Origin of the sequence: Microbacterium sp. XT11, from assembly GCF_001513675.1 — a bacterium.
Lineage (GTDB): Bacteria > Actinomycetota > Actinomycetes > Actinomycetales > Microbacteriaceae > Microbacterium.
The window spans coordinates 1180023-1198152 of the sequence record NZ_CP013859.1 but is presented as its reverse complement, the minus strand read 5'-3'; the positions used below and the strand labels follow the sequence as shown (position 1 = coordinate 1198152).

The 18130-nt window shown below is 71.7% G+C and carries 15 protein-coding genes; 4 read left to right on the top strand and 11 right to left on the bottom strand.

Annotated features, from left to right (window positions below; translation table 11 throughout):
- Positions 1-6: 6 nt before the first annotated feature.
- From kdpC to AB663_RS05605, 3 genes are read left to right on the top strand one after another with little or no spacing between them, the layout of a single operon-like run.
- Positions 7-609, top strand: coding sequence for a potassium-transporting ATPase subunit KdpC (gene kdpC, locus AB663_RS05615; RefSeq protein ID WP_067196566.1), 603 nt, complete (start codon positions 7-9; stop codon positions 607-609).
- Positions 606-3197, top strand: coding sequence for an ATP-binding protein (locus tag AB663_RS05610; RefSeq protein WP_067196563.1), 2592 nt, complete (start codon positions 606-608; stop codon positions 3195-3197). Before kdpC ends, AB663_RS05610 begins: the two co-directional genes overlap by 4 nt.
- Entirely contained in the window at positions 3194-3865 is a 672-nt protein-coding gene (locus tag AB663_RS05605; protein ID WP_067196561.1) for a response regulator, read from the top strand. The genes AB663_RS05610 and AB663_RS05605 overlap by 4 nt, the downstream gene beginning before the upstream one ends.
- Before the next feature lie 54 nt (positions 3866-3919).
- Here AB663_RS05605 and AB663_RS05600 read toward each other — a convergent pair whose 3' ends face one another.
- Complete coding sequence (locus AB663_RS05600; RefSeq protein WP_067196559.1) at positions 3920-4480, bottom strand: TetR/AcrR family transcriptional regulator; 561 nt, start codon at positions 4478-4480, stop codon at positions 3920-3922.
- Positions 4481-4573: 93 nt separating this feature from the next.
- On the opposite strand from AB663_RS05600, the gene AB663_RS05595 reads away from it, so the two are divergent.
- A complete protein-coding gene (locus tag AB663_RS05595; protein WP_067196557.1) occupies positions 4574-5416 on the top strand; it encodes an alpha/beta fold hydrolase in 843 nt (280 codons plus the stop codon).
- Between the two features lie 62 nt (positions 5417-5478).
- On the opposite strand, the gene AB663_RS05590 is transcribed toward AB663_RS05595, so the two are convergent.
- The 10 genes from AB663_RS05590 to AB663_RS05545 all read right to left on the bottom strand — a co-directional run bounded on the left by AB663_RS05590 (position 5479) and on the right by AB663_RS05545 (position 18108).
- Positions 5479-7581, bottom strand: coding sequence for an iron ABC transporter permease (locus tag AB663_RS05590; RefSeq protein WP_067196555.1), 2103 nt, complete (start codon positions 7579-7581; stop codon positions 5479-5481).
- Positions 7578-8609 carry an ABC transporter substrate-binding protein gene (locus AB663_RS05585; protein WP_067196553.1) on the bottom strand — a complete coding sequence of 344 codons (1032 nt, stop codon included), beginning with the start codon at positions 8607-8609 and terminating at the stop codon, positions 7578-7580. The genes AB663_RS05590 and AB663_RS05585 overlap by 4 nt, the downstream gene beginning before the upstream one ends.
- Positions 8610-8709: 100 nt before the next feature.
- Positions 8710-9564, bottom strand: coding sequence for an ABC transporter ATP-binding protein (locus AB663_RS05580; RefSeq protein ID WP_067196551.1), 855 nt, complete (start codon positions 9562-9564; stop codon positions 8710-8712).
- 11 nt (positions 9565-9575) lie between these two features.
- Positions 9576-10553, bottom strand: a complete 978-nt coding sequence (locus tag AB663_RS05575; protein ID WP_067196549.1) for a siderophore-interacting protein — start codon at positions 10551-10553, stop codon at positions 9576-9578.
- A complete protein-coding gene (locus tag AB663_RS05570) occupies positions 10543-11343 on the bottom strand; it encodes an ABC transporter ATP-binding protein (RefSeq protein WP_067196547.1) in 801 nt (266 codons plus the stop codon). Before AB663_RS05570 ends, AB663_RS05575 begins: the two co-directional genes overlap by 11 nt.
- Positions 11340-12410, bottom strand: coding sequence for a FecCD family ABC transporter permease (locus AB663_RS05565; protein WP_232304676.1), 1071 nt, complete (start codon positions 12408-12410; stop codon positions 11340-11342). The genes AB663_RS05570 and AB663_RS05565 overlap by 4 nt, the downstream gene beginning before the upstream one ends.
- 5 nt (positions 12411-12415) lie before the next feature.
- The gene (locus tag AB663_RS05560; protein WP_067202230.1) at positions 12416-13471 is read right to left on the bottom strand and encodes an iron ABC transporter permease; all 1056 of its coding nucleotides are present in this window, start codon (positions 13469-13471) and stop codon (positions 12416-12418) included.
- A 33-nt stretch (positions 13472-13504) separates the two neighbouring features.
- Entirely contained in the window at positions 13505-14536 is a 1032-nt protein-coding gene (locus tag AB663_RS05555) for an iron-siderophore ABC transporter substrate-binding protein (protein WP_067196545.1), read from the bottom strand.
- Between the two features lie 324 nt (positions 14537-14860).
- Positions 14861-15064, bottom strand: a complete 204-nt coding sequence (locus AB663_RS05550) for a cold-shock protein (protein WP_067196543.1) — start codon at positions 15062-15064, stop codon at positions 14861-14863.
- Positions 15065-15177: 113 nt separating this feature from the next.
- On the bottom strand, positions 15178-18108 hold the full coding sequence (locus AB663_RS05545; RefSeq protein ID WP_157540906.1) for a helix-turn-helix transcriptional regulator: 2931 nt from the start codon (positions 18106-18108) through the stop codon (positions 15178-15180).
- Positions 18109-18130: the final 22 nt, after the last annotated feature.

The window sequence follows — 18130 nt, the reverse complement described above, 5'->3', positions numbered from 1 at the left end:
CACGCCATGTCCTCCACCCGCTCCACCCTCCGCGTCACCGGAGTCGCGATCCGCACCATGCTCGCCCTCACCCTCGTGCTCGGCCTCGGCTACACGCTCCTCATCACCGGCATCGGCCAGCTCCTGCTGCCGTGGCAGGCGAACGGCTCGCCCCTGTCCGACGACCGCGGGAGCGCCCTCATCGGGCAGCCGGCGACGGATGCTGACGGCGACGCACTGCCGCAGTACTTCCAGCCCCGTCCGTCGGCCGCGGGCGACGGGTATGACGGCTCCGCCTCCGGCGGCAGCAACCTGGGTCCGGAGAACCCCGACCTCGTCGCGGCGATCGAGCAGCGCAGGGCCGAGGTCGCCGCGCGGGAGGGAGTCGACCCCGCGCAGGTCCCCGCCGACGCCGTCACGGCATCCGCCTCGGGCCTCGACCCGCACATCAGCGTCGCATACGCGCTGCTGCAGGTGCCCCGCGTCGCCGCGGCGCGCCACCTGCCGGAGCACGAGGTGCGCGGCCTCGTGGAGTCTAGGATTCAAGGGCGGGATCTGGGATTCCTCGGCGATGAGCGCATCAACGTCGCCGAACTCAACCTCGCACTCGATGAACGGGAGCGCGAATGACCCCTGAGCGCACGGACGCGGCACGCACGCCGCGACGCGGCAGCCTGCGGGTCCTGCTCGGAGCCGCGCCGGGAGTGGGCAAGACCTTCGAGATGCTCGCCGAGGGGCGACGCCTGCTGCAGGAGGATCGCGACGTCGTGATCGCGGTCGTCGAGACGCACGGACGCGCCGCCACGCTCGCCCAGACGATCGGCATCCCCGAGGTTCCCCGCCGCACCGCCGTGCACCGCGGCGTCGAGCTGACCGAGCTCGATCTCGACGCGGTGCTCGCCCGCGCGCCCGAGATCGCCCTCGTCGACGAGCTCGCGCACACCAACATCCCCGGATCGCGGCATGCCAAGCGCTGGCAGGACGTCGAGGCCCTGCTCGACGCGGGCATCGACGTCATCACCACGCTCAACGTGCAGCACATCGAGTCGCTGAACGCCGTGGTCGAGAAGATCACCGGCGTGACCCAGCACGAGACGATCCCGGATGCCGTCGTCCGCGGCGCCGACGAGATCGAGGTCGTCGACCTCGCGCCGCAGTCGCTGCGCGACCGGCTCTCGGCCGGGCTGGTGTACCCGGCCGAACGCATCGACGCGGCGCTGTCGAACTACTTCCGCCTCGGCAACCTCACGGCGCTGCGGGAGCTGGCGCTGCTGTGGCTGGCCGACGAGGTCGACAGCGCCCTGCGCACCTACCGCGCCGAACAGGGCATCGAAGGCACGTGGCAGGCGCGCGAACGCGTCGTGGTCGCCCTCACCGGAGGCCCGGAGGGCGAGACGCTGCTGCGCCGGGGTGCGCGCATCGCGGCGCGCTCGGCCGGCGGAGAGCTGCTGGCCGTGCATGTCACGGCGCAGGACGGGCTGCGCGACGAGACGCCTGGTGCCCTGGCAGCGCAGCGCTCGCTCGTCGAATCGCTCGGCGGCACGTTCCACCAGATCATCGGCGACGACATCCCCTCGGCCCTCGTCGAGTTCGCGCAGGGCGTCGACGCCACGCAGCTCGTGATCGGCGTCAGCCGCCGCAGCAGGCTCACGGCGGCGCTGACGGGCCCGGGGATCGGTGCCGAGGTGATCCGCCGCTCGGGTGACATCGACGTGCACATCGTCACGCACGCCGCCGCGGGCGGGCGCGTCGCCCTGCCGCGCATCACCGGCGGCGCGCTCGGCTGGCGGCGCCAGGTGCTCGGCTTCGCCGTCGCGCTCGTGTGCGGGCCGCTGCTGTCGTGGCTCATGTTCACCTTCCGCAGCCCGGAGTCCATCACCGCCGAGGTGCTGTCGTATCAGCTGCTCGTCGTCGTGGTCGCGCTCGTCGGCGGCATCCGCCCCGCCGTGTTCGCCGCCGTGCTGTCGGGCATCACCCTGGACTTCCTGTTCGTGGCGCCGCTGTTCACGATCACGATCGCGCACCCCCTGCACGCCCTCGCCCTGTCGCTCTACGTCGTCATCGCGATCCTCGTCAGCCTCATCGTCGACCAGGCCGCACGGCGGGCCCGCCTCGCGCAGCGCGCCGCGGCCGAGGCCGAGCTGCTCGCCGCCGTCGCCGGCAACGTGCTGCGCGGCGACAACGCCGTGCTCGCGCTGGTCAGCCGCACCCGAGAGGCGTTCGGCCTCGCGGGAGTGCGGTTGCTGTCGCCCGACGGCGAGGTGCTCGCCAGCGACGGCGAACCGCTGGCCGACGGCCGGGCCGCCACGGTGCCGGTCGGTCAGACGACGACCGGTGCGCCCCGCGCCCTGCTCGAGCTGAACGGCGCCCCGCTGGACGGGCAGGAGCGACGGCTGCTCGACGCGATCGTCGCGCAGATCTCGGCGGCCATGGAGCACACCGATCTGCGCGCCACCGCGCGCGAGGCCGAGGCGCTGGCCGAGACCGACCAGGTGCGCAGCGCCCTGCTCTCGGCGGTCAGTCACGACCTGCGCCGTCCGCTCGCCTCAGCCGTCGCCGCGATCGGCGGTCTGCGGGGAGCGCGCGACCTGTCGGCGTCCGATCGCGACGAGTTGCTCGCGACGGCCGACGAGAGCCTGGCCACGCTGTCGGCCCTCGTCACCGACCTGCTCGACGTGAGCAGGGTGCAGGCGGGCGTGCTCGCCGTGTCGCCGACGGCGATGGACGCCGCCGGCACCATCCTCGCCGCCGTCGACGAGCTCGGCCTCGGGCCGGCGGACGTCGACCTCGCCCTCGACCCCGACCTGCCGGCGGTGCACGCGGACCCGGTGCTGCTGCAGCGCGTCATCGTCAACGTGCTCGCCAACGCGCGCAAGCACTCCCCCGAGGGCGAGCGCGTCATCATCTCGACGAGCTCGCTGGGCGACCGGGCCGAGATCAGGATCATCGACCGCGGTGCCGGCGTGCCCGCCGAACGGCGCGACGCCATGTTCCAGCCGTTCCAGCGGTACGGAGACACCGACAACACCACGGGCCTCGGCCTGGGGCTGGCCCTGTCGCGCGGGTTCACCGTCGGCATGGGCGGTACCCTGACACCCGAGGACACCCCCGGCGGCGGCCTCACCATGGTCATCTCGCTGCCTGTGGCCGCCGACTCGGCCCCGCGCACCGCGCCGACCGTTCGACCGGCCGAAGAACCACCGCGGGAGGCGGAATGAAGCTGCTGATCGCCGACGACGACCCGCAGATGGTGCGAGCGCTGCGCATCACCCTCGCCGCGCACGGCTACGAGGTCGTCGTCGCCCAGGACGGCGCCGCCGCCATCGCCGTGGCCGCCCAGACCCACCCCGACATCATCATGCTCGACCTCGGGATGCCGCGGCTCGACGGCATCGAGGTGATCCAGGCCCTGCGCGGCTGGACCACGGTGCCGATCATCGTCGTCTCCGGCCGCACGGGCTCGGCCGACAAGGTGGACGCGCTCGACGCCGGTGCCGACGACTTCGTCACCAAGCCCTTCCAGGTGGACGAGCTGCTCGCACGCCTGCGCGCGCTGTCGCGGCGCAGCATGCCGGCCGGCGGCGCGTCGACCGTCGGCTTCGGCGACGTGGTGGTCGACCTGGCGACGAAGTCGGTGACGCGTGCCGGATCGCGCGTGCACCTCACCCCGACCGAGTGGCGCATGCTGGAGCACCTGGCGCGGCATCCGGGCGCCCTGGTGACGCGTCAGGATCTGCTGAAGGAGATCTGGGGCAGCGAGCAGGTGGCCGACTCCGGCTATCTGCGGCTGTACATGTCGCAGTTGCGAAAGAAGCTCGAGCGCGAGCCCGGGTCGCCCGAGCACCTGCTCACGGAGTCGGGCATGGGGTACCGGCTGGTGCTCTGAGCCCCCGCACCCGTCTCCGAGCCCTCCGCACGCCTCGCGGGCGGAGTCGCGCCGCTACGCCATGGCCGCGTCGATGAGCACCTCGGCGGCGCTGCGCGCCTGCACGGCCACCTGCGGGTCCGCCGAGATCGCCGCGGTGCTCTGCGCGCCCTCGGCGAGTATCGACAGCTGTGCCGCGAGGGACGCGGGCGCGCCGGCGGCGACGACGAGCTCCGCCATGTACGTCTGGAACGATGCCTTGTGCTCCCGCACGATCCGCGCGACCTCCGGGTTGGTGCCGCCGAGCTCACCGAAGGCGTTGATGAACGCGCACCCCCGGAAGTCCCCCGTGCAGAACCAGTCCTCCAGGTACCGGTAGACGGCGAGCAGCCGCTCGCGCGGGTCGTCGCCGGCATCCGTCACCGCCGCGGAGAGGGCGTGCTCCCATTCGCGGTGCTTGCGCGCGAGCACGGCCGTGACGATGTCGTTCTTCGCGGGGAACAGCCCGTACAGCCGGCGCAGTGACACGCCGGCCTCCGCCCGCAGCTCGTCCATGCCGACGGCCGCGTACCCCTTGCGGTAGTAGAGCTCCTCGGCGGCGGACAGGATGCGCTCGCGTGCCTCGTCTTCGGTCATGGCACCAGTGTACTTGACATGAGAACGATCGTTCTCTAGATTGATCCCCATCAGCGAGAACGATCGTTCTCGCCTCACCGAAAGGACAGGATCATGGGATACATCACCGTCGGCACCGAGAACAGCACGCCGATCGAGCTCTACTACGAAGACCAGGGAGAGGGACAGCCCGTCGTGCTCATCCACGGCTACCCGCTCGACGGCCACAGCTGGGAGCGCCAGACGCGCGAGCTGCTCGCCCAGGGCTACCGCGTCATCACCTACGATCGCCGCGGCTTCGGGCAGTCGTCGAAGGTGAACTCCGGATACGACTACGACACGTTCGCCGCCGACCTGAACACGGTGCTCGAGACGCTCGACCTGCGCGACGTCGTGCTCGTCGGCTTCTCGATGGGCACCGGCGAGCTCGCCCGCTACGTCGCCAGGTACGGCCACGAGCGCATCGCCAAGCTCGCCTTCCTCGCTTCGCTCGAGCCCTTCCTCGTGCAGCGCGACGACAACCCCGACGGCGTTCCGCAGGAGGTCTTCGACGGCATCGCCGCGGCCGCGAAGGGCGATCGCTACGCCTGGTTCACCCAGTTCTACGACGACTTCTACAACCTCGACGAGAACCTCGGCTCGCGCATCAGCGAAGAGGCCGTGCGGGCCAGCTGGAACGTCGCGACCGGCAGCGCCCCCGTCGCGGCCTACGCCGTGGTCCCCACCTGGATCGAGGACTTCCGCGGCGACGTCGAGGCCGTGCGCGCGGCAGGCAAGCCCACGCTCATCCTGCACGGCACGAAGGACAACATCCTTCCCATCGACGCCACGGCCCGCAGGTTCCGCGTGGCGGTGCCGGATGCCGAGTACGTCGAGGTCGACGGCGCCCCGCACGGGCTGCTCTGGACCCACGCCGACGAGGTGAACGCGGCCCTGCGGGCCTTCCTCGCCCGCTGAGCCGGGCCGGGCGCCGCGCCGGCGGACGTCGCGCGATGCGGCGGCCGGTCGGCGCCGGCTGCTCAGGCGTCGCGCGACCGCCAGAGCAGCCACACGAAGTACGGAGCACCGAGCAGCGCCACCACGAGGCCCGCGGGCAGCTGCGCCGGCTGGATCACCGTGCGGCCCAGGGTGTCGGCCAGCGTGACGAGCACGGCCCCGAGCAGCACGGAGACCGGGATGACCCGCGTGTGCCGTGCGCCCACGAGCGCGCGTGCGGCGTGCGGGGCGACGAGTCCGACGAAGCCGATCACACCGACGGCCGCAACGCTGAACGACGCGAGCACCGCGGCGACGACGAGCAGCACGAGGCGGGTGCGCTCGATCCCGATGCCGACCAGCCGCGGGGTGTCCTCGTCGAGCGAGAGCACGTCGAGCTCGCGGCGGGCGGAGAACACGAGCGGCAGCGCGACGAGCAGGACGATCGCCACGGGGATCACCTGCTCCCAGATCCGGCCGTACGTGGTGCCGGAGAGCCAGGTGTAGATCTTCGGCGTGTCCCACGGGTTGGCTCGGAGGAGGAAGAACGTCGTCAGGGCGGTCGTGCCGTAGGAGACGCCGATGCCGATGAGGATGAACCGGTCGGCGTTCAGTCCTCCTCGCCAGGCGAGTCCGTAGACGAGGGCGAACGCGAGGATCGATCCGACGAGCGCGGCGGCGATCATGCCCGCCGTGGAGGCGACCGCGCTCGTCACCACGAGCACGGCTCCGAGTCCCGCGCCGCCGGTCACGCCGAGGATGCCGGGGTCGGCCAGCGGATTGCGGCTGACGGCCTGGAAGATGCCGCCGGAGAGCGCGAGCGCGGCGCCGGCGACGAGCGCAGCCACGACACGTGGTGCTCGCTCGTCGAGAGAGAAGGAGATGAGCGGAGGCGCCTCACCACGCAACCAGAGCGCGATGTCGCCGGTGAGCAGCCAGGTGCTGCCTGCAAGCAGCCCGAGCAGCAGAGCCCCCGCGACCGCGGCGATCGCGACGACGAGCACCACGGTGAATCGGCGCGTGCTCCGCACCCCGAAGCGCACCTTCGGCGGTTCGCGGGTGGGGCCGGAGTCGCGCAGACGCCGCGCCATGAGGATGAGCACGACGGCGCCCAGCACCGTCGTCGCGACCCCGGTCGGCACCGAGATGGCGCCCTCCGCGCCGATCAGCGCCCGCAGCAGCGCGTCGGCGAGGATCACCACGAGCGCGCCGATCAGCCCGGCGGCCGGTACGACAAGCACGTGCCGGCCGAGCGCGGGAACGATCCTCGCCAGCAGCCGAGCGAGCACGGGCGCGCACAGCCCGACGAAGCCCATGGGCCCGGCGAGCGTCACCGAGGCCGCGATGAGCACGACGGCGAGCAGGATGCCGACCACCCTGGTCGAGCGGATCGGGACGCCGAGAGACGAGGCCGTGTCGTCGCCGAGCGCGAGCACGTCGAGCCGGCGCGACAGCAGCAGGGCTGCGCCGGTGACGACGAGCACCACGGGAGCGGCCTGGAGGAACGCGTCGAGCCCGAGCTGCGACAGGCTCCCGTTGCCCCAGGCGAGCAGCCCCTTGGTCTCCTCGTCGAAGAGCACGAGCAGGGTCGAGGTGCAGGCCTGGAAGGCGAGCGCCAGGGCCGATCCCGCGAGGATGAGACGCGTGGTGGACGACCCTGCGCCGCCGGCGAGCCCGAGCACGATGCCCGCTGCCACGATGCCTCCCGCGAACGCCACCGCGCCAGACGCCCACACGGGGATCGCGATGCCGAACGCGGAGACCGCCGTCACCGCCAGGTAGGAGCCCGCCGTCACACCGAGCGTGTCGGGCGAGGCCAGGGCGTTGCGCGCCAGGGACTGCAGGAGCACGCCCGCCACGCCGAGCGCGACGCCGACGGTGACACCGGCGGCGAGCCGCGGCAGCCGAGACCCCGTGAAGATCACGCTGTCGCCGAGGCCCGCCTCGCTCGTGCCTTGCGTGAGGTGCCACAGGCCCGCTGCGGCGAGCGCCAGCGCCAGGAGCAGCAGGACGCCGAGCGTCCCGAGCATCCGGCGCGGTCCCCCCGCCCCCGCGCCGCCCGCCGTCGCCGCACCCGCATCCGCGTCCGCGTCCGCGGGCGGTTCGGCGAGATCGACGGATGCGGTCGGGGGCGGGGTGCGGGTCACTTCGAGAGCACCTCGACGAACGCGTCGACGATCTGCTCGGTCGACCGCGGGCCGCCGAACGTCCACACGCCGGCGGGGAACGCGTGCACCCGTCCCTCGGCCACGGCGGGCAGCGACTGCCAGACCGGGTTGCTCTCGACGCCGTCCATGAAGCTCGATCCGTCGGTCTCCGCCGTGCCGGTGTGGAACAGGTTCGCGGCGCCCACCGCCGTCATGCCCTCGATGTCCGTCTGCCCCAGGCCGTACGCCGGGTCGACCTCACCCGTCCAGGCGTTGGTGAGGCCCAGCGCCTCACCGACCTCGCCCACCAGGGAGCCCTGACCGAAGGGACGGATCGACACGTTGCCGCCGTCGACCCACCCGTCGAAGAACACGAAGTCGGTGCTGGCCGGGGCGAGCTTCTCGACCTCCGCCTTCGCCTCGGCGATGTGCGACTCGAACTCCTCCGTGACCTGCTCCGCGCGCTCTTCGCGGCCGGTCGCCTGGGCGATGAGGTCGAACGTGCTGAGCATCTGGGCGATCGGGTCGGCGGCATCCGCACCGAGAGTCGCGAGCACGGGCACGCCGTACTTCTCGAGCTGCGCGATGATCGCGTCGTCGCGCGTGTACGCCTCGACGATGACGAGGTCGGGCTCGGTCGCGAAGAGCGCGTCGAGGTTCGGCTCCTGGCGCGTGCCGACGTCTTCGACCCCCTCGGGGAGCTTCTCGGCCTGCACCCACTGGCTGTACCCCTCGACGTCGGCGACGGCGACGGGCACGACGCACAGCGTGAGGGCATCCTCGACCTGCTGCCACTCGAGCACGGCGACGCGTTCGGCGGGCTTGTCGAGCTCGACGGTGCGCCCGAACGCGTCGGTGAGGCTGACCGGCCCATCGGACGTCGTCGTGGTGTCCGCCTCGCAACCTGCGCTCGCCGCTGCCGCGGGCGCGTCGTCGGTACCGGATGCCGGCTGCGTCGTGCCGCATCCGGTGAGGGCGAGCAGCAGCGCGCTGCCGATGGTCACGGCGGACAGGGAGGTCTTCTTCATGTGATTCGCTTCCTCGTTCGGGTGGTGCGGGTGCAGGGTTCAGTGCTGGTGCGGTGTCAGGGTCGGGTGGTGCGGTGTCAGGCTCGGATGCTGTGCGACATCAGGGCGCGGCGACGGGCGCGGTGCGCCGCACACGGTCGTGGTGCCGGCCGTGCGGAGCGACGTGGACGCGGCCTGTCTCCTCGTCGACGGTCGTGTCGATGCGGAGGCCGTAGACGTGCGACAGGTTCTCGCCGGTGAGCACGTCGTGCGGGTGGCCGGCGGCGTGCACGCGGCCTCGGTGCAGCAGCACGATCTCGTCGGCGACGGATGCCGCATGGTCGAGGTCGTGCAGCACGACGCCGACCGCCGTCCCGTGGTCGTCGGCGAGGTCGCGCACGAGGTCGAGGGTCTCGATCTGATAGCGCAGGTCGAGATGGTTGGTGGGCTCGTCGAGCAGCAGGATGCCGGTGTCCTGCGCGAGCGCCGTGGCCAGCCACACGCGCTGCAGCTCACCGCCGGAGAGCTGGTCGACGGCACGGTCGGCCATGGCCTCGAGCCCCGTGAACGCGAGCGCCCGGGCGATCGCCGCTCGATCCGCGTCGCTCATGCCGGCGAAGCGGCCACGGTGCGGATGCCGTCCGTACGCGACGACGTCGCGCACCTCGATGCCGGAGGGATGCGGGCGCGACTGGGACAGCATCGCCACCGTGCGCGCGAACTCCCTGGCCGACAGCGTCGAGGCGTCGCGCTGCTCGCCGTCGTCGTCTCCGATACGCACGCGGCCCCCGTCCATGCGGTGCAGGCGAGCGAGGGCCCGCAGCACCGTCGACTTGCCGCTGCCGTTCGGGCCGATCAACGCGGTCACGCGGCCCGGGGCGATCCGGAGCGAGACGTCGTGCACCACCCGCGACCGGCCGTAGCCGAGCGCAAGACCCTGCGCGTCGAGGAAGACGCTCGTGGATTCCGAGTGCATCCGTCGTCCCCTCAGCCGCGCATCGCGACGCCGCGTCGCCAGTAGCCCATGAACGCCACTTGAGCGCGGTCGATGCCGAGGTCCTTGACCAGGTGCCGGCGCAGCGTGGTGACGACACCGCTCTCACCGGCGATCCAGAAGTAACGGTCGGCGGGAGCATCCGTCGCCGCGATCTCCTCGCCGAGTCCGGAGTAGTCCGGCGTCTCCCAGAGCAGCGCCTCGCCCTCGATGTCGCGCACCTCCACGTGCGTGTGCGCGTCGCCGAGGTGGGCGAGCACGGCGGGGATGAGCGCCGAACCGTGCAGCTCGCCCGCCGCCCGCGGCAGCCAGGTGACCTCGACGCCCGACGGTGCGTCGATGGAGAGGATGTCGGATGCCGTCGGCACCTCGATGAAGGCCGTGCCGCGGAGGTCTCGCGGGGCATCCTCGAGGATGCGGGCGATGGCCGGCGCGGCCGTCTCGTCGCCGGCGAGGAGCACCGACCGGGCCGAACCGGGGGCGAACTCCGCGCCGCCGTGCTGCGAGGCGGGGACGCCGCGGCGCGGGCCGACGATGAACACCGGCTGCCCCACCTGCGCCGTGCTCGCCCACGTCGACGCGGGTCCGGTGAGCCCCGGCTCCAGATGCAGCACGAAGTCGACGACCAGCTCGGTGCCGGTCGTGCCCGATGCGCCGGTCGGATCGGCGACGGTCAGCTCGCGCACCGAGTACGTGCGCATGGAGCCGCGCTCCTCCTCGGGAACCGCGAGGTACGACCCCCACCAGTCGTCCGTCTCCCGGTCGATGGGGGGAACGGCGAACGGCGACGGCGGGAAGATGATCTTGATCCGCGCGTCGAACACGTCGCCGGGCGTGCCGAACTCGTCGAGATCGGCGCCGCCGAAGGTGATGCGCACGAAGCTGGGCGACACCCTCTCGACGCGCCGCACCTCGGTGAGCGCCAGCGCGTACGTCGGACGATCCGTGGTCGTGGTGCTCTCAGCGGACATGATGCCTCCCGATCGGGGTGACCATCGGCTTGCCGGAAACCGGGTCTGTGGTGATCTGATTGGCCAGCCCGAAGACGTCTTCGACGAGCTGGGATGTGACGATCTCGTGCGGGCTGCCGACGGCGTACACGCGTCCGTCCTTCATGGCGACGAGCTCGTCGGCATACCGGGCGGCGAGGTTCAGGTCGTGCAGCACCATGACGATGGTCGTGCCGCGCGAGACGCTCAGGTCGGTGAGCAGATCGAGCACCTCCACCTGGTGCGCGACGTCGAGGAACGTCGTGGGCTCGTCGAGCAGCAGGATGTCGGTCTCCTGCGCGAGGGCCATCGCGATCCACACCCGCTGCCGTTGGCCTCCGGAGAGCTCGTCGACGCTGCGATCGGCCAGCTCGGTCGTGCCGGTCACGGCCAGCGCGTCGGCCACCACCTCGTAGTCGTGCGCGGTCCAGCGCGACAGCATCCGCTGATGCGGGTGCCGCCCTCGACCGACCAGGTCGGCGACGGCGATGCCCTCGGGCGCGATGGGCGACTGCGGCAACAGGCCGAGCACGCGCGCGACCTCCCTGGTCGGCTGGGCGTGCACCGACTTGCCGTCGAGCACGATCTGTCCCGAGTCCGGCGACAGCAGCCGCGCGAACGAGCGGAGCAGCGTCGACTTGCCGCATCCGTTCGCCCCGACGATCGTCGTGATCTTGCCCGGGGCGAGGGTGAGGTCGAGTCCGTCGATGATGGTGCGGGCGCCATAGCCGAGCGTGACGGACTCGGCCGACAGGGTGTGCGCTGCGGTCACAGCGAGCCTCCCGAGCGGTTGGTGCGGATGAGCAGGTAGATGAGGTACGGCGCGCCCAGCACTCCTGTGATCACGCCGACGGGGTAGCGGGCGCCGAGGGCGAACTGGCCGACGAGGTCGCCGCCGAGCACCAGCAGGGCTCCGACGAGCCCGCTGGGCAGCAGCAGATTCGCACCGGGGCCGGTGAGGCGCGCGGCGATCGGGCCGGCCATGAACGCGACGAACGCGATCGGCCCCGTGGACGCGGTGGCGACGGCGAGGAGCACGACGGCGCCGAGGATGAACAGCAGCCGCGTCCGGGTGACGCGGATGCCGAGGCCCGACGCCGAGTCATCGCCGAGCTGCATGGCGCCGAGCGCCCTGCCCTGCGCGAGCATGAGCGGCACGGCGACGACGACCGCGACGACGAGCGGGAGCACGCGCTCCCACGAGGCGTTGTTGACGCTGCCCGTGAGCCACTGCATCGCGGTCTGGATGTCCCAGTTCGCGGCCCGGGAGAGCACATACGAGATGACGCTCTGGAGCATGGCCGCGACGCCGATGCCGATGAGGATGAGGCGTGTGCCGGCGAATCCGCCCTTGTTCGAGAGCAGGTAGATCACCGCGGCGGTCAGCACGGCGCCCCCGAGCGCGAGGGCGGACACCGCCGGTCCGTCGAGCGACAGCACGACGATGCCGACCACCGCTGCGGCGCCGGCGCCCTGCGAGATGCCGATGATGTCGGGCGAGGCCAGCGGATTGCGCAGCAGAGTCTGGAACGAGACGCCGGCGATGCCGAACGCGAGCCCGGCCAGCACGGCGAGCACCGCGCGCGGCAGGCGCAGCTCCCCCACCGTGAAGGAGGCTCCCGGCACGGTCTCGCCGAGGACGACCCGCAGCACCTGGTCGAGGGGATAGAAGGTGTTGCCGACCATGAGCGCCACGGCGAACACGACCGTGAGCAGTGCGGCGAGTGCGACCGTGACGGCGGCGTGCCGACGGTGACGTGCGCGGCGCCCGGCGATGACGGCGGCGACGGCAGGTGCTGCCTGCGAGCCGCGCGCAGCCGGAGCAGAACCGATGCGGATGCCGCTCACAGTTCACGCACCTTCTGGCGGCGGACGATCCAGATGAAGAACGGGGCGCCGATCAGGGCGGTGACGATGCCGACCTGGATCTCCTCCGACGAGGCTGCCAGCACCCGTCCGACGATGTCGCCCGCCGTGAGGAGCGCCGCTCCGGTGAGGGCCGAGAAGGGCAGCAGCCACCGGTGGTCGGTGCCGACCAGCATCCGGCAGATATGCGGGACGACGAGTCCGACGAACCCGATCGGGCCGGCGATGGCCGTCGCAGCGCCCGCGAGGATCACGGCGCCGAGTGCCGAGACGAGGCGCGTGCGGCCGACGTGCTCGCCCAGCCCCGCGGCCATGTCATCGCCGAGCGCGAGGGAGTTCATGCCCCGAGACGCGGCGATGCAGATGAGCGCGCCGAGGGCCAGCACCGGTACGGTCATGGCGATGCGCGGCCACTCGGCGCCGCCGACGCCGCCGATCTGCCACGACTGGTACGACCGCAGCAGATCGACCCGCGGCAGCATGATGGCGCTGACGAGCGAGGCGAAGGCGGCCGAGGTGGCGGCCCCCGCCAGTGCGAGCTTGAGCGGGGTGGCGCCGCCGCGCCCGAGCGAGCCCACCGTGTAGACGAAGACGGCGGCGAGCGCGGCGCCGGTGATCGCCAGAGCCATCTGTCCGTACGGGTCGGTGAGGCCGAGGAACGCGATGCCGATGACGACCGCGAGGGCCGCCCCGTTCGAGACGCCGAGGATGCCGGGGTCGGCGACCGGGTTGCGGGTCACGGCCTGCATCGTAGCTCCGGCCAGGGCGAGGGCCGCCCCGACGAGCAGTGCCAGCACGGTGCGCGGGATGCGCTTGACGATCGCCGCCTGCGCGATCGTGTCGTCGTGCCCCGACAGCGCCGCCACGATGTCGGGGGGCGACACCTCCCGCACGCCGAACGACACGGACAGGATGCCGAGCACGAGCAGCACGACGAGGCCGGCGAGCAGCCACGCGGTGCGCGCGGCCACCGGGCGCCGCAGGTCGGCGGTGCCCGGGGTCTCGCGGCTCGGCGTCTCCCTGCCTGGCGCGATGGCGGTCACGGTCGCTGGTCTTCCCGGATCGGGTCAGGAGGCGGCGAGAGGCTTCGCGAGCACGGCGAAGTAGTCGTCGAGCCCCCACGGGATCGACAGCGGCGACGGGTTCGCCGAGGCTGCCAGGGGCGTGGCGTCGCCGAGCACTGCGATGCGGCCTGCCGCGACGGCGGGGATCTTCGACAGCAGCGGATCGGCCTGGAGCAGCGGGATGATCGAGTCGTCGCCGTACGTCACGAACACGTCGACGTCGCTGAAGGCGTCGGCCTCCTCGGAACTCACCGTGAGGTAGAACTCCGAGGTGTCGGCGTTCTCCTCGACGATCGACGGGAACGGCAGCCCGATGTCGTGCAGATATCCGGGACGCGTGTCGATCGCGGTGTAGTACCCGATCTGGCTGAGGTCGCTCGGATCGATGTACGCGAACAGCAGCTTCTTGTCCTTGAGCTCGCTGTGCGCCTCGAGCGCGGCATCCGCCTGTGCATGCAGATCATCGATGAGCGCCTCGCCCTCCTTCTCGAGACCGAGGGCCGTGGAGTCCATCCGGATCATGTCGTCGACCGACGTGCCCCACGCGATGTCGGGGTAGGCGACGACCGGTGCGATCTTGGACAGGGTGTCGTAGTCCTCCTGCGTGAGTCCGGAGTATGCCGCGAGGATCACGTCGGGCTTGGTGTCGGCGACGGCCTCGTAGTCGATGCCGTCGGTCTCGTCGAAGAGCACGGGGGTGTCGGCTCCGAGCTCCTCGAGCTTGTCTTCGACCCACGGCAGCACGCCGTCGCCGTCGTCGTCGCCCCAGGTCGCCTTGCTCATGCCGACCGGCACGATGCCGAGGGCGAGGGGGACTTCGTGGTTGGCCCACGACACCGTCGCGACGCGCTCCGGCTTCTCGGTGATGGTGGTCTCGCCGTACGCGTGCTCGATGGTGACGGGGAAGGCGTCGTCGGATGCCGGGTTCTGGGCACCGGCGGAGTCGCTGCTCTCGGGCGTGGAGGTGGCGCAGGCCGTGAGGCTCAGGGCGAGCGCGGCGGCGGCGCCGAGGGCGAGGAGTCGGGAGGTGCGCACGGGCGTTCCCTTCGGTGTCGGGTGTGGGGCGTGGCGCCTCAGCGCCTGTCGGGCTTCGGTAAGCCTGACCTAACCTAACACACGCACTTAGGTCGCCCTAACCCCCGCCGTAACCGTTGGTCGCCGATGCCCCTGGTTGCGGGTTCCGGGCTCACCCGCCGGTTCAAGTCGCACGATTTGCCCTGTTCTGGGCCGAAACAGGGCAAATCATGCGACTTGAATCGCAGACGGGGCCGGGGCCGGGGCCGGAGCCGGGGGCTGGGGCGGGAAACCAAAAGCCGGCCGGATCCGAGGATCCGGCCGGCTCAGGAAGCCAGTACGCGATCAGAGACCGCGGATGTTCGCCGCCTGCATGCCCTTGGGGCCACGCTCAGCGTCGAATTCGACCTTCTGGTTCTCGCGGAGCTCCTTGAAACCGGAGCCGGCGATCGCCGAGTAGTGAGCGAAGAGGTCTTCCGAGCCGTCATCGGGTGCGATGAAGCCGAAGCCCTTCTCCGAGTTGAACCATTTCACAGTGCCGGTGGCCATGTGTTTCTTCTTTCTGTTGAACTGACCGCTGGCGCGGTCCGTGCCGCGCCGGAGCATCCGACACATGCCCGGTCAACGTATCACGGCCGCATGGCTGCGACACCGGGAATCGGTCAACGGACAGCGAGTTCGCCAGCAGCAGACAGAGGGGCGGATGCCGTGACCGCTCCCTCGGCGGCGCCGGCCAGCCCGGGCTGGGCCTCACGTCGGGCCATCACCGCCGCCTCGGTGCGCGTGCTCGCACCCAGCTTGCGCAACACCGCCGAGACATGCACGCTGACCGTCTTGACGCTGATGAACAGCCTCTCCCCGATCTGCCGGTTGCTGAGCCCCTCGGCGATGAGGTCGAGCACCTGACGCTCTCGAGCCGTGAGGGGATCGTCGCCGTCGACCGGATGCTCCGCGCCGCGGAGTCCCGCCGATGCGGCGAACTCGCCGACCTCGCGCCTCAGCTGCGCGTGCCCGATGCGGTCTGCCAGCTCGCCGGCCTCGTCGAGCAGCCGCGAGGCCGCGGCCCTGTCGCCGTCGCGCACGTGCAGGCGAGCGCGTTCGAGCCGCAGCACACCCCGGAACGTCACGGGCACGTCGTCGTGCTGAGCGACTCTCAGCGCGTCATCGAGACCGGCCGGCGTCGGGTCGAGGAGCGCGAAGAGCACCGCCTCCCAGTTGTCTCGGCGCAGCTGCGGATGCTGCGCCTCCCACGCCTCGCGAACGGCCTGCATCGCGGCGGAGACATCGGACCCGCTCGCGCGCAACGACGCGATGATCCACCCGGACTGCAGCAGCAGTCGGCGCTGATGCAGCGTGCGCGGGCCGTCGTCGTCGAGCATCCGCAGGATCGCGGCGAGCGCGCCGTCGAGGTCTCCCCTGCTCTCGGCGACCGCGACGGTCATCACCACGATGTCGTACCAGATCTGACGTTCGACGGTTCCTGTCTCACGGAATGCCGGCAGCGACTCGCTGAGCACGTCGGCGGCTTCTTCGTGGCGTCCGCGCCACGAGAGCACACGCACGCGGGTCATCGTGGTGTACATGCGGAACACGCGGAGGGTGTTCTGCGCGAGCTCGCGCGCGAGCATCTCTTCGACCCTCTCGATCTCGCCCAGCTCGAGCAGCGGCACCGCCATGTTCTGCGTCATGACCGAACCCGAGGTGCGCTCCACGCCGAACCGACGGGATCGGGCGAGCCCCTCTTCAGCCAGCTCGACGGCCTCGCGGTAGCGGCCGAGGAGAGTGAGGAGGTCGGAGTAGTTGACCCGGTAGCGCAGCTCTGCCGTCGAGCCGCGGGCGAGTCGCCGGGCGTCCTCGTACTCGCGCATGCCGAGCTCGACATCTCCCGCGTGCGCACTCGTCGCGGCGCGCACGTTCGCGGCGATCGACGCCTCGTCGTCGGAACCGGCCCGCTCGGCGTACTTCCCCGCTTCGACCGCCAGTGCGTGTCCGCGTTCGAGATCGCCGGCGATCATGTGACGGCTCGCGAGGTTGTTGAGGATCGTGGCGCGCAGGCGATCGTCGTCGACGCGACCGTCGAGCACCGACAGCGCCTCCTGCAGCAGGGGGATCGCGCCCGGCCGCCCGAGGTTCATGGTGTAGTACGCCTTGTCGCGCAGCAATCGCGCGTGCAGACGGGGGTCGACGGCGCCGGGGTCGACCTCGCTGAGCGCGAGGTTGGCCACCGCGAGCGCGCGCTCGGCATCGCCCGCGTTGCGCAGGATGGAGCCGAGCACGAGGAGCAGGTCGAGCCGCTCGATCGCGGCCGCCTCGGCGGCGTCGGGCACCTTCGACCACAGCCCGAGCGCGAGCTCGCCGAACCGCGCGGCGCTCGCGAAGGCGAACCGCGCCTTGGCATGGCGCATGGCGTCGACGGCGGCGATCAGCGCCTTGCGGTCGTCTTGGGCGAGCTGCCAGTGGTACGCCAGGGCCGCGGCGTCGGCCGTATCCGTATCGTCGCGTTCGGACTCCAGAGTCTCGGCATACGCGCGGTGCAGGCGAGAGCGCTCTCCGGGGAGGAGGTCGTCGTGCACTGCTTCGCGCAACAGCGCATGGCGGAACCGGAACTCGTCGTCGACGACCACGAGGATGCCGCTGCGCGTCGCCTCGCGCACGGCCTCGTCGAGCCGGTCGTCGGGGAGGGCGGCGAGCCGCGCGAGGAGAGGATGGGACACGGGCCGCTCCGCACCGGATGCGACCTGCACGACGTGTCGCGCGTCGTCGGACAGCCGGTCGAACCGGGCGAGCAGCAGGTCGCGGAGACCATCGGGCAGCGGACCCTTCGAGCATCCGGCGATCTCCTCGACGAAGAAGGGCACTCCCTCGGCCCTGTCGTGGATGCGTTCGAGGGCTCCGTCGCTCAACGGGTGCCCCGTGATCTGCTCGGCGATCTCGCGCACCGCCTCGATCCCGAGCCGCTCGAGCGAGAGTCGTTCGAGCAGCCGCGCACGCGTGGCCTCACCGATGAACCGGCTCACGGCATCGCCTCGGCGCACGTCGTCGGAACGGCACGACAGCAGGAGCAGGATGCGCCCGCGGCCGAGGGCGCGGAGCAGGAAGGAGAGGATGGCGAGCGTCGAGTCGTCGGCCCAGTGCAGGTCTTCGACCACGAGCACCTGAGGCGCCCGCTCGGACGCCCCTTCGATGAGGCTCGCGATGGCGTCGCGCAGCCTCTCGGGGCTGGTCGACGCGCGGTCCGTCTCGCGTGGCGCGAGCTCGGGCACCAGCATCCCCAGGGCGTCGACTCCTGGACCCACCGCCTCGCGCACGCCGTCGACCCCGAGCGTCTGCACGAGCGAACGCAGGATGCCGGTGAGCGGGCCGTACGGAGACCGCGCAGGGCCGAGATCGAGGCACCACCCGACGTGGATGTCAGCTCGACGCGCCACCTCGTCGGTGAACTCGCGCAGCAGCCGCGACTTGCCGATGCCCGCTTCGCCGTCGACGAGGAGGGCCGTCGGGATGCCGCCGCTCGCGCGCTCGAAGAGGGCGCGCACCTGCGCGAGGTCGGCGTCGCGGCCGACCATCGGGGCGCTCGCGGCGTACGGTGGCATGAACTCATCGTGCCACTCCCCT

Bases quoted from the DNA above. Each gene is read 5' to 3' on its own strand.
- kdpC (WP_067196566.1), top strand. From the start codon at position 7: ATGTCCTCCACCCGCTCCACCCTCCGCGTCACCGGAGTCGCGATCCGC.
- AB663_RS05610 (WP_067196563.1), top strand. From the start codon at position 606: ATGACCCCTGAGCGCACGGACGCGGCACGCACGCCGCGACGCGGCAGC.
- AB663_RS05605 (WP_067196561.1), top strand. From the start codon at position 3,194: ATGAAGCTGCTGATCGCCGACGACGACCCGCAGATGGTGCGAGCGCTG.
- AB663_RS05600 (WP_067196559.1), bottom strand. From the start codon at position 4,480: ATGACCGAAGACGAGGCACGCGAGCGCATCCTGTCCGCCGCCGAGGAG.
- AB663_RS05595 (WP_067196557.1), top strand. From the start codon at position 4,574: ATGGGATACATCACCGTCGGCACCGAGAACAGCACGCCGATCGAGCTC.
- AB663_RS05585 (WP_067196553.1), bottom strand. From the start codon at position 8,609: ATGAAGAAGACCTCCCTGTCCGCCGTGACCATCGGCAGCGCGCTGCTG.
- AB663_RS05580 (WP_067196551.1), bottom strand. From the start codon at position 9,564: ATGCACTCGGAATCCACGAGCGTCTTCCTCGACGCGCAGGGTCTTGCG.
- AB663_RS05575 (WP_067196549.1), bottom strand. From the start codon at position 10,553: ATGTCCGCTGAGAGCACCACGACCACGGATCGTCCGACGTACGCGCTG.
- AB663_RS05550 (WP_067196543.1), bottom strand. From the start codon at position 15,064: ATGGCCACCGGCACTGTGAAATGGTTCAACTCGGAGAAGGGCTTCGGC.
- AB663_RS05545 (WP_157540906.1), bottom strand. From the start codon at position 18,108: ATGCCACCGTACGCCGCGAGCGCCCCGATGGTCGGCCGCGACGCCGAC.